We start from the raw sequence: 12566 nt of genomic DNA on the forward strand, positions 1-12566 counted from the left end.
TTATTCACATTTGTTCAAGAGCCCGTTGTCATGACCCAAGGACGCGACCTTCGTATCGATTTCTTTCGCGGACTGGCACTGATCTTCATTTTCTGGGATCACGTGCCACACAACCCCCTCGCCCATTTCACGGTGCGCAATTTCGGCTTCAGCGATGCGGCGGAAATCTTCGTGTTTCTGGCGGGCTACGCGGCGGTGCTGGCCTACGGCAAGATTGCTCGACGCGATGGTTTGCTGGTTGCGACGGTGAAAATCCTGCGCCGCGCCTGGGTGCTGTACGTGGCGCATATCTTTTTGTTGGCGGTGCTGATGGGCATCGTGTTCTTTGCCAACAGCCACGTGGAAACCCGTGACCTGGTGCAGGAAATGGGCCTGCAATACTTCCTCAGCAACCCGCAACAGGCCTTGGTCGATGAGTTGCTGCTGCGCTTCAAACCCAACCTGATGGACCCGTTGCCGTTGTACATTCTGCTGTTGCTCGGGCTGCCGCTGATGTTGCCGATGCTACTGCGCAAGGCCGAGTACGTGGTCGGGTTGTCGGTGGTGCTGTACATACTGGCGCCGTGGTTTCAATGGAACCTGGCGGCAACCGACGGTGGCGTGTGGTTCTTCAATCCGATGGCCTGGCAGTTGCTGTTTACCCTCGGTGGCGCAGCCGCGATTCACGGTCAGCGCCCCGCGTTGCCGGACACTCGGACCTTGCCACATCAGCCACTGTTTGTTGCGGCAGCGACCTATCTGCTGATCACCGGGCTGATCGCAGTGTCGTGGAAATGGCCGACAGTGCATGACGCCTTCATGCCCCGGATGCTGGGCGAATGGCTGTACCCGATCAGCAAGACCAACTTGTCACCGGCGCGGCTGCTGCACTTTTTGGCGCTGGCATACGTCATCGCCAAGCTCTTGCCCAACAGCGGCTGGACGCAAAACTGGCTGGCGCGGCAAAGCTGCCGCATGGGCCGTTACTCGCTGGAAGTGTTTTGCCTGGGTGTGCTGCTGGCACCGCTGGCGGACATGCTCAACTCGCTGGCCGGGGATGCGTTGGTCATGCAGATTTTCAGCGCCCTGTTGGGGGCGGGATTGATGGCGGTACTGGCGGCGTGGCTGGATTGGAACAAACGGCTGAACCGGCCGGCGCAAGTGGCCGCGGTTTAGATGATCAAAGCGCACATCTGTGGCGAGGGAGCTTGCTCCCGCTCGGGGGCGAAGCCGCCGCAGAACAGATAAACACGATTTACCTGACAGACCGCAGGTTTGGGAGTGCTACGCACTCCAGCGCGAGCAAGCTCGCTCGCCACAGGTAAATCGCGTTGTCCCAACCGAAACGAGAAAGCCCTGATCTTGCGACCGGGGCTTTTGCTTTTACAGCATCAGACGATTACGACGCCGTGCGCACCGCAGCTTGCGGAACACCGGTCGGTTGCAACTTGAACACATAAAACAGCACCGTCAGCAGCACCAGGAACGCAGGCCCCACATAGAGCGCGACGCGGGTGTCCGGGAAGTAGGCCATCAGGCCAACCACCAACACCAGGAACGCCAGCGCCAGGTAGGAACTCACCGGGTACAGCCACATGCGGTACTTGAGAGCGGCACGTTCAGCCGGGGTCAGGCCTTTGCGGAATTTTAGCTGCGCCAGCAGGATCATCACCCACGTCCAGATCGCACCGAAGGTCGCGATGGCGGTGACCCAGACAAAGACTTTTTCCGGCACCAGGTAGTTGAGCAACACGCCCAGCAGCAGCGCGCCGATCGACAGCAACAAGGCGCGACGCGGCACACCGTTCGATGTTTTGGCGAAACCGGCCGGGGCCTGGCCGTTCTGCGCCAGGCTGTAGAGCATGCGTCCGGTGCTGAAGATGCCGCCGTTGCAGGACGACAGCGCGGCGGTAATCACCACGAAGTTGATGATGCCGGCAGCGGTCTTGATGCCCAGGCGCTCGAAGGTCATCACAAACGGACTGCCCTGAGTGCCAATTTCGTTCCACGGGTAGATCGACAGAATCACGAACAGCGCGCCGACGTAGAACAGCAGGATGCGCCAGAACACCGAGCCGATGGCATTCGGAATAGTCTTCTGCGGGTTCTTCGCTTCACCGGCCGTGAGGCCGATCATCTCGACACCCAGGTAGGCGAACATCACCATTTGCAGGGACATCAATACACCCTGCACGCCATTGGGCATGAAGCCGCCATGGCTCCACAGGTTGGAAATCCCCAACGCTACACCGTCGTTGCCGAAACCGAATGCGATCACACCGACACCGCCGACCACCATTGCAATGATGGTGACGATCTTGATCAGGGCGAACCAGAACTCGAACTCACCGAAGGCCTTGACCGCGATCAGATTGATCGAGCCCATGCTCACCAACGCCGCCAGTGCCCAGATCCAGCGCGGCACATCAGGGAACCAGATGCCCATGTACACCGCCACCGCGGTAATTTCCGCGACGCAGGTCACCAGCCACAGGAACCAGTAGTTCCAGCCCGTGAGAAAGCCCGCCAACGGGCCGAGATAATCTTGTGCGTAACGACTGAACGAGCCGGCGACCGGGTTGTGCACCGCCATTTCGCCAAGGGCGCGCATGATCACCAGGATCGCCAGACCGCCGATGATATAAGACAGCATGATTGCCGGGCCGGCCATTTCGATGGCCTTGGCTGAACCGAGGAACAGACCGACACCGATACAGGCGCCGAGCGCCATCAAGCGAATATGCCGTTCGCCGAGTTCGCGTTTGAGCGGGCCGCCCTGAGCGGTCTCGCCGTGGGGCAGGTGATTGCCGACGGTCATAGGGTACAAACCTCATCTTGTTATTGGATATAGCCACCGAGTGTCGAGGTACAGACCGATAAGCCTGAACCTCCTGAAACCGGATCCACTTCATGGGTAGATACGTCTTGTAGGACAAAACCTGCAAGATCAGCGGGGCGTGCAGTATAAAAAGCTCAATGCAGGGCTTTTCACTATATAAACGACAAGATTAAGCCAGAACTCTCGGCAAAAGCGGTCCTTGCGGAGGGGCATTACCTGGGATTCAGCCTTGAACTCGCCAGCGAAGCGGCACCGAGTATTGCACAGCAATGGTGCGGCGTCATGCCCCTACCTAGACCGTATTTACCGGCTTGATGGCTCTAGCCCAATACTCTCAGACAACCTCTATCCTCTGTGGCGAGGGAGCTTGCTCCCGCTCGGGGGCGAAGCCGCCGCAGAACAGATAAACGCGATTCACCTGACAAACCGCGCTCGCAGGTTTGGGACTGCTTCGCACTCCAGCGGGAGCAAGCTCCCTCGCCACATTGAGGACTTCAGTGTTTTCGGACTTTTCACTCAGCAGTGGAAGCTTCGACTCTATGGCTAGGCAGCTAAGGTCAATTGATACCCCAGACCCAAGGACGCAATGGAATGCATCCCCGCCCAAACTCTCATTGTCTACGCCGTGGCAGGTACTCTGAACCCGGACGGGCCTATATGGTCACGACCGTCGTTCACAAGCGGTGCCCGCTCTTCGCCGACTGGCGTATAGGCCGATTGCTGGTAACAGAAATGAAACGGGCTCATGAGAGAAATCAAGTCGACTCTCTGGCCTGGGTCGTCATGCCTGATCATTTCCACTGGTTGCTTGAACTGAAGCAACGCACCCTGTCTCAGGTCATGCAATCAATCAAATCTCGTAGCACACTCACTATCAATAGAGCGGTCAATGGCTCAGGAGCCTTCTGGCAAAGCGGCTACCACGACAGGGCAATACGCGACGGTGAAGACCTGCGCCCATTCGCCCGATACATCGTCGCCAACCCATTGCGGGCCGGGTTGGTGGAAAACATCGGAGACTATCCGCTCTGGGATGCAAGCTGGCTCTGACCACATCAATAGAACAGTACCTGCCTCCGTGGCGAGGGAGCTTGCTCCCGCTCGGGGGCGAAGCCGCCGCAGATCAGACGAACGCGATTCACCTGACAAACCGCGCTCGCAGGTTTGGGACTGCTTCGCACTCCAGCGGGAGCAAGCTCCCTCGCCACGGTCAGTGATGGGTTCGTGTTTTTTTGCATTCACAAATTTTTCACCGGTTCCAACCAGCGACTAAGCTTCAGACAAGTCCGATCAATCTGCGTAAATGGATCAATCGACTATGGGCGCTTTGTGGCAATCCGATTCGAGTGAAGCTGTTGTGCCAACTGACAACGTGGAAGAAGCGCCTTCACCGAAAAAACCTCGCCGTCCTCGTTATGGCTGGCGACTGTTCTGGTTGTTGTTACTGATTGCTCTGGTCGCGCTCGGCTGGGCAGCCTCCAAGGAAATGCGTACCTCGAAACTGCAGGCGCGCGAATTCAGCCAGTTTGCTGCATCGCTGAGTTACTCGATGCAACCGGGGCCCAGCGATTCAATTTTCTATCCGGGTGCAGGGCCTTTCGACAAGCGCCTGGGCTACAGTTCTCTGGGTGAGTTTTTGCCGCGCTTGCTCAAGCGTGGCTACATGATCTCCGCACAAACCCGTTTCTCACCGAAACTGTTCAACTACAGCGAAAAGGGCTTCTTCGTGCCCTACGCGGAAAAAATCCAGGCCGGTTTATCCATTACCGACTGCCGCGCGTTGCCCTTGTATCAATACAACTATCCGCAGCAGCTGTATTCGAGCTTTGCCGCGATCCCGCCGCTGGTGGTGCACAGCCTGCTATTCATCGAGAACCGCGAACTGCTCGACCCCAAACAACCGCTGGCAAACCCCGCTGTGGACTGGCCGCGTTTTGGCAAGGCGGCCTGGTCGCAAGTTGCCAAGCTGCTGCACCTGCCCGGTCAGACTGCCGGTGGCAGCACCCTGGCCACTCAGCTGGAAAAATACCGCCACTCGCCCGATGGCCTCACCGTGTCGGGCAGCGAGAAAATCCGCCAGATGATTTCCGCCAGCGTGCGCGCTTATCAAGATGGCCCGCAAACCCTCGAGGCTCGTCAAAACATCGTGCGCGATTACCTCAACAGCGTGCCGCTGTCGGCGGTGCCCGGCCACGGTGAAGTGCATGGCATGGCCGAAGGGTTGCGCGTGTGGTACGGCGCCGACTTCAATCAGGTCAATAGAGCCCTGACGAGTGTTGCCAGTGACCCGCTGAGTCTGTCTCAACGCGGTCTGGCCCTGCGTCAGGTACTGTCGCTGATGATCGCCCAGCGCCGGCCTTCACACTACTTGGCCAATGGCCGTGACGAACTGGCAGAACTCACCGACAGCCACATCCGCCTGCTCGCACAAAACGCTGTGATCGACGACCCGCTGGCCGCTGCCGCACTGGCCAGCAAGGTGACCTACCGCGACTGGCAACAACAGCCGACCATTCAACCGATTGAATCCAACAAGGGCATCAGTGTGGCGCGCAGTCGACTGGCCGCCCTGCTCAATCGCCCTTTGTATGACCTCGATCGCCTTGATCTGTCGGCCACCAGCACCTTGCAGTACGACCTGCAAACCAAGGCCACCGCGTACCTCAAGCATTTGGCCGACCCGACCTACGCGGCGCAACTGGGCCTGCTTGGCGAACACTTGCTGACCCCCACCAGCACGACCCAGGTGCGTTACAGCTTCACCCTGTTCGAGCGCACCCCCGATGGCTCGCGGGTGCGCGTGCAGACCGACAGCACCGATCAGCCCTTCGACATCAACGAAGGCAGCAAACTGGAACTGGGCTCCACCGCCAAACTGCGGGTGTTGACCTCCTACCTGCAAATCATCTCCGAACTGCACGACCGTTATGGCGACCAGCCACCGGCCGTGCTGAAAAAAACCGCTGTCCCCGAGCAGGACGTGATTAGCCGCTGGGCCGTCGATTACCTGATCCAGAACACCGACCGCAGCCTGCCGAAAATGCTCGATGCGGCGCTCAACCGTACGTACTCGGCCAACCCCGGCGAATCATTTTTCACGGGTGGCGGCCTGCACACCTTTCACAACTTCCGCAAGGAAGACAACGGCCGCAGCCCGACCCTGCGCGATGCCCTGCGCGAATCGATCAACCTGCCGTTCATTCGCCTGATGCGCGACCTGGTGCGCTACAGCACCTACTCGGGGCCCAACAGCAGCGGCCAGTTGCTCAGTGACGATGACAACCCACGGCGCCAGGAATATCTGGCGCAATTCGCCGACCATGAAGGCACCGCGTTTTTACTGCGCTTCTGGAAGAAGTACCAGAAAAAAGACACTCAGGCTCGCCTCGAGACCTTCCTCGACAGCATGCACCCGACGGCGATTCGTCTGGCCGCGGTGCACCGTTACCTGCTGCCCGAAGCCAGTCAGGAAAGCTTCAACAGCTTTGTGCGCGCACACCTGAAAACGGCCAAAAACACCGATAAGAATATCGACAGAACCGCCGGCAAGCTCAACGAAAAGCTCACTGACGAGCGCCTGGAAAAACTCTATAAAACCTACGGACCAGGCGCCTTTGACCTGCCCGATCAAGGCTTCATCGCCAAGGTCCACCCACTGGATCTGTGGCTGATGGGCTACTTGCTGAACCACCCCGACGCCAAGTTCAGCCAGATCGTCAAAGCCAGTGAATTCGAGCGTCAGGAAGTCTACAGCTGGCTGTTCAAGAGCCGGCACAAGAGCGCTCGCGACAGCCGCATCCGGACCATGCTGGAGATCGAAGCCTTCCTCGACATTCACCAGCGCTGGCAGAAAGTCGGCTACCCGTTCGACCACCTGGTGCCGTCACTGGCCACCGCCATCGGCAGCTCCGGCGATCGGCCAGCGGCTCTGGCAGAGCTGATCGGGACGATCCTCAACGATGGCGTGCGGATGCCGACCCTGCGCATCGACAGCCTGCATTTCGCCGCCGGCACGCCGTATGAGACAACGGTGATCAATGACCCGGACAAAGGCAAACGCGTGATGCCATCCGAAGTGGCGACGGCGATGCGCGAAGCGTTGTCGCAAGTGGTCGACGCCGGTACCGCCAAACGGGTCGCCGGTACGTTCAAACTGCCAAACGGCACCCCGCTGGCCATGGGCGGCAAGACCGGCACCGGTGACAACCGCATTGAAGCCTTCGGTTCCGGCGGGCGGGTGCTGAGCTCGAAATCGATCAACCGCACCGCCACGTTCGTGTTCTACATTGGCGAGCATCACTTCGGCACCCTCACCGCCTTCGTGCCTGGCGCCTCGGCCGAATCCTTTAAATTCACCTCGGCGTTGCCGGTGCAGGTACTTAAAGGCATGGCACCGATTCTCACACCGTATTTGCAACCGGGGAGCAACACGCTGTGTCTGCCTGTCAACGTAGCGCAGCGCTGATGAAGCAGAACATTAAAGGAAGGTAGTAATTAGTTGTTTTCGGCATTGTAAATTTCAATGCCTTATCCGCGCGAACGCCTGTTTAACAGTTGAATTTCAGACTTTTACTTTGAGCCCCGGGAGTTAGGCTGATACCCCCGATAAAGACTCAAGGTTTATTAAAAGCATGTCTGACTTACAAGGAAGTATCTCTGCTCGCCAGTCACTGGAGGCAAGCGATAATAAAGGCCGCCATTACGACTTCATCAAGAGCCGGATCCACCCCGCTTTCAAGAACACTTCATTGCAAAGGGTTCGGGAGCTTAGCCTCACAAAAATACGGCCTGCGCCATGGATAACAACCGCCACAGACTTCCATCACGCGCGGTTACAAGAGGCCAACCTTAAACTCTGGTCCTCTCAAAACAAGGTGGACCGGTTTATTGATAAGTTACAAGATGTTTATGAGTTCGCAGAACCCATGCTCACCCATGCACTGATAAAACAGTTCGGCGTCAATGCCAATGTCAGAACCACTTACTTGCACCTCTATCTACCCAAGGAACGCCCTTGGTATGTCATCAACACATCCGGCGGCGTTGTCACCCGAACCGTTTCGCTGCTGGACGCCGCCTTACACAACTTCGCGCGTACTGAAACCTGTGAGCCAGACTCCGACTTCATCAGCAAGCCCGATGCTCGCGGGCACTTCGACATCCTGGCGATCAAACGCAAAATGTCCATCGCCCAGTTCCAGGCCCTGTGCCGCGAACTGGACATTGGCGCGCGCTATACGAAATACCTCGAAGAACAGTTGCTGCCCAGTGACGGCCTCGCACAGGGCTTTTTGAAACTCAACATTGTCGAGAGCCAGAAAGCCGCCTTTAAAGCGGCCGCGCAACAGGCGGTGATGACCGGCGACATTGACGCCGACGCTCGCGACCTGATCCTGATGATGCTCGATGGCCAGCGCAACCTCACCCGCAAAGGCCGGGTGATGCAGTTCGCTGAACTGTCCATCCTGGACAACCTCCTGACCGGAATCGTGTTGATTACACCGAGCCCGGAACAAAAGATCCGCGACGTTACGCCAGTGTTCGCTTATGTCCCGCAGGACCCTGAGCATCCACTGAAAGAGTACCCGTCAACCGTCGCTTTCATGAATGAACTGACTCGCCAACTGCGCGACAACGACGTCATATCGTCCACTGGAATGACTTACCGGCAGTACTTCAGCCGGTTCGTCGATCAGCAAGAGCGAGGGCACTTTTTCGCAGGGTTGCAACAACGCCTGTTCGAGGTGAAATGGCATCAGAAAGAACCGCTGGACCAGAGTCCTAGCTGGCAGGAAGTCCCGGTCACCAAGCCCAATCTGCATTTCAGCACCACACCGATCCCTGGCAAATTCTGGGAGTACCTCTATCAGCAAAAACTGAACAAGATCCTCAATGACGCCCGACACATCGCCGTGTCCACCGCCGATACCGATCGCAACGCCCGTTGGGCCTGGTGGGACAATTTCAAAAAAATAGTCTCGGACCTCTTCAACGTCGCGCTGATGATCGCCACCCCCTTCGTCCCGGGCCTGGGAGAATTGATGATGGCCTACACCGCTTACCAGATTGCCAGCGACGTCATCGAATCCATCGTCGACCTGGCAGAAGGCCTGTGGATCGAAGCCGCCGAGCATATCGTGGGTGTGGTGACCGACGTTGTTCAACTGGCGGCATTCGCGGCGGGCGTGCAGATTGGCCAGTTCGCTCGCTTGAAGCTCTCGCCGTTGATCGAAGGCATGAAACCAGTGGAACTGCCCAATGGCCAGCCCCGCCTGTGGCACCCCGATCTCGAACCTTACGAACTGCCGGACTACACGTTACCGGCCAACTCCAGGCCTGACGCGTTGGGTATTCACTCCCACGAAGGCCAGGACATTTTGCCGCTGGATGAAAAACATTACGCCGTGCAGCAAGACCCGAAAACGGGCAGCTATCGCGTCAAGCATCCACACCGTTCCAACACCTATTTACCCGAGTTGAAACACAACGGTCTCGGTGCCTGGACCCACGAAGGCGAAAATCCACGCGCGTGGGGAAGCCCGACACTGATGCGTCGTCTCGGCCACTCCGTGGACGGTTTCAGCGACGCAGAGCTGGAGCAAGTTCGCATCGCCAGTGGTACCGACGACGGTGCGTTGCGTCGGATGTACGTCGACAACACGGTCCCGCCACCGTTACTGGACGACAGCCTAAAACGCTTGAACATCCAGCGCCAGACCCGGCAAACCATTCAGCGGATTCGAACAGGCCTGCCTCTGGACTCATCGTCTTACTGGTTTGAACCGCTGGCGACTTACCTGGACGGCTGGCCTTCGGATAAAGCCCTGAGGGTCTATGAAAACGCCGACATGTCGGGGCGTTTTCGCCAGTACGGCAATGCCGACGCGACTGGCGAGCAAACCCTTTCCACCAGTCTGTCCCACCTCCTGAGCGACCGGTTTGCGCCAAGCCTTGTCGAGTTCCTCAGCAAAGAAGAACTGCAAGCGGTGCTCGGTCGACCAACCGCCAACAGCGAACAGGTGCAAGCGCTGCGAAATCGTCTGGCGGACGAAGCAAACCGCCTGAACGCCGATATCGTCAATCAGCTGTATCAGGGGGCAGAAGCGTCCAACGATCCGCGGGTCCGGCTCATTCGCCAGGCATTTCCAGAGCTGCCGTCCCGAGCGGCACAGACGTTGTTGAACAGTAGCGAGGGTGCGAACCTCCAGCGCATGACCCAGGAGCAACGCCTACCGTTGGACCTCAAGATCCGCGCGCGTGAAGCGGCCTTCGAAGCACGGACCAACCATGCGTATGAAGGTTTTCACGATGGGGCGCAGTGGGTGCCCGAAACCGAACGCCTGGTGCTGAACGCGCTCAGGATTCATACCGATACGTTCGCGCAATTGCGCATCGAGGTTCGCGAAGGCAGCGATGCCGGACCACTGCGCGGCAGTGTGGGTGCGCAGGACGCATCGACGGTCCGGCTGCTGGTCAGGGATGACATGAACCGATTCGAAGTCTGGGACGCCGAAAACCACAAACTGCATGACGCCGCTGACTTTTACGAAGCGGTGCTCAAGGCCTTGCCGAAAAACCAACAAACGCAATTGGGTTATCGGCCTGGCCAGGGTGCATTTTTCAAGCAATGGGTGATGGTCAAGACCGAGACGCCGGCCGAACGCCGCACAGCGCTCGCCGCACCGCCGATCCGTCCGTTGGCTGACCATGAAGACATGCTGCTGTTGCGCGGTCCCGGCTTTTCCATCACAGCAGCCACGCTCACCGAACGGGTGCAGGACCTGTACCCACTTCAACGATAGGGAGGTCAATACCTTTGTTCGATCCCTGGGCTCGCAAGAGCAAGGGCATCAGACACTGACGAGACTGGACCGTGAACTGGATGACCTTCGCGTGTTGCTCCATCGGTGGCGATACCAGCAACCTGATACGTGGGGTCCGGATCGTCAGGGGTTCGTGAATGGTGGCGGTCTGCACATTTGCGAACGGCTCGTCGATTGTTTTAAAAGAAAACCCACTGTCTTCGGCGAACGCAGTACCACCGTCGACGGCGGCTATGCGCTGGATCTGTCGACAGAGTTCGATGTTCTTGATCTCGAACGCTGGTGGAAAGAGCTGCCGGATATCAAGCACTACCTCGATCAGGTCAGCACCTTGAACCTGGACCGCGCGACCTTTTCCGCAACCTCTACGGGGCTGTTGAAGGACTTCCCCCATCTTCGGCAACTGAGTGCCAGGAGTTGCGGGCTGACGCAGCTGCCTGCAAGCATTGGCAAGATGCATTACCTGCGTACTTTGCGGCTGATGAACAACGACATCACGTTGACACCCTCGACTGTCGAACAACTGCGAAACCTGACCCACATGGAAACGCTCAGGCTCGATGACAACCCGCAATTGACCAGGTTACCGAACGTTGAACGCATGCCCAAGCTGAGCATCCTGAGTTTGAGCAACACGGGCGCAACCACGTGGCCCGACGGCCTCTTCGCGCCCATCAGCAAGCGTCGACCGCGTGGTTTTTTTCTGGATCTGCAGGAGAACCCGATCAGTAAAATTCCGACCGTCGTACCCGGCTCGGAGGATGCATTCATCGTGGCGCGAACCCGTTTGTACGAAAGAAATCTTTCAGAGGTAAATCTGGTCATTTTCAAAGAGTATCGGCGCTCGGTCGGCATTTCTCCCAAGCAGCTCTATACCGACGCCGCTACCGATGCGATGGCCCAATGGCCAATGAACGACGACTCTCAATGGTGGAGTGCCGAGGTCTCCGGGCTGGGCACTTTCCGGCAGGAAGCCTGGCACGACTTGATGACCGAACCTGATTCTGAGGGTTTTTTCTTGCTGATCCAGAAGCAGACCCTCTCGGCCGATTACCGGGCCGGCGGGGAAATGCGCAGACAGCTCAGCAGCCGGGTATGGCGAATGATCGAGGCCATTGATCTGGACAGCGAGTTGCGCAAGGAACTGTTCGAGATGGCGACAGCGCCTACCACCTGCGCTGATGCAGGGGCCCAGGTGTTCAACCATATGGGCATCAAGGTGCTCGCATCCGAAGCCTATGCCTTGTCGACGTCGGGCGCGATCCTTGAAAGCAGGTTGGTGACCCTGGCCAAAGGCGCCGCTCGTCTCGCGCGGGTGGATGACATTGCACGTGCCGATTTCGGCAGCCGGCCAGGTAATCCCGATGAGGTTGAGGTGTACCTCGCCTATGAGAGCGGTCTGGCGCAACGCCTCGATTTGCCGTGGCAATCGGAGATCATGTTGCATCGACGAGTGGCTGGCGTGAGCGCAGAAACCCTCGACACGGCCTTTAACACAGTGATGTCGATGGAAGCCGGCGATGGCTTGATCAACGACATGCTCGAACAGCCGTTCTGGGAGAAATACCTGCGCAACACCTACCCGATCGAATTCAGGCGCAATGCCCGACTGTACGAAAACAAGACCGACCTGCTGGATGAGTTGCGCGACGCTCAACACGCCTGGGCCCGTTCCAAAGGCATGCAGATTGCGCAACGACGGGCACTCAAACAGCGTGTCCAGGACCTCGCCAGGCAATTAAACGTCGACGACAGCGTTGTACTCACCAATGAGGACATGACCGATGAGGCCTATGGCAGGTTGTTGAACGACATCGGCTACGAGGAGAAGCAGCTGAGCAGGCGGTTGACACGCGAGGCGTTGCGCAAGGCCGTGTAGAGGTAACCCGCCCTGAAAGCTCGCGGAGCAGCTTTCAGGGCGTTAC

The 12566-nt window shown here is 58.2% G+C and carries 6 protein-coding genes; 5 read left to right on the plus strand and 1 reads right to left on the minus strand.

What is annotated here, in order from left to right; translation table 11 throughout:
* The first annotated feature begins 30 nt into the window (after positions 1-30).
* Positions 31-1155, plus strand: a complete 1125-nt coding sequence (locus tag KRR23_RS01800) for an OpgC family protein (protein ID WP_216741095.1) — start codon at positions 31-33, stop codon at positions 1153-1155.
* Between the two features lie 223 nt (positions 1156-1378).
* Here the strand turns inward: KRR23_RS01800 and KRR23_RS01805 are convergent, their stop codons facing one another.
* Complete coding sequence (locus KRR23_RS01805) at positions 1379-2797, minus strand: amino acid permease (RefSeq protein WP_216741096.1); 1419 nt, start codon at positions 2795-2797, stop codon at positions 1379-1381.
* Positions 2798-3409: 612 nt separating this feature from the next.
* Here KRR23_RS01805 and KRR23_RS01810 point away from each other — a divergent pair.
* From KRR23_RS01810 to KRR23_RS29345, 4 genes are all read left to right on the plus strand, one after another.
* On the plus strand, positions 3410-3868 hold the full coding sequence (locus tag KRR23_RS01810; RefSeq protein ID WP_216741097.1) for a transposase: 459 nt from the start codon (positions 3410-3412) through the stop codon (positions 3866-3868).
* Positions 3869-4136: 268 nt separating this feature from the next.
* The gene (locus tag KRR23_RS01815; RefSeq protein ID WP_216741098.1) at positions 4137-7283 is read left to right on the plus strand and encodes a transglycosylase domain-containing protein; all 3147 of its coding nucleotides are present in this window, start codon (positions 4137-4139) and stop codon (positions 7281-7283) included.
* A gap of 460 nt (positions 7284-7743) precedes the next feature.
* Positions 7744-10620: a DUF6543 domain-containing protein gene (locus KRR23_RS29340; RefSeq protein ID WP_367880638.1), complete on the plus strand. Its 2877-nt coding sequence runs from the start codon at positions 7744-7746 to the stop codon at positions 10618-10620.
* Between the two features lie 91 nt (positions 10621-10711).
* Positions 10712-12520: an NEL-type E3 ubiquitin ligase domain-containing protein gene (locus KRR23_RS29345; RefSeq protein ID WP_367880639.1), complete on the plus strand. Its 1809-nt coding sequence runs from the start codon at positions 10712-10714 to the stop codon at positions 12518-12520.
* The last annotated feature ends 46 nt before the right edge of the window (positions 12521-12566 follow it).

It is taken from the genome of Pseudomonas sp. CVAP#3 (assembly GCF_018986375.1).
Taxonomy (GTDB): domain Bacteria; phylum Pseudomonadota; class Gammaproteobacteria; order Pseudomonadales; family Pseudomonadaceae; genus Aquipseudomonas; species Aquipseudomonas helvetica.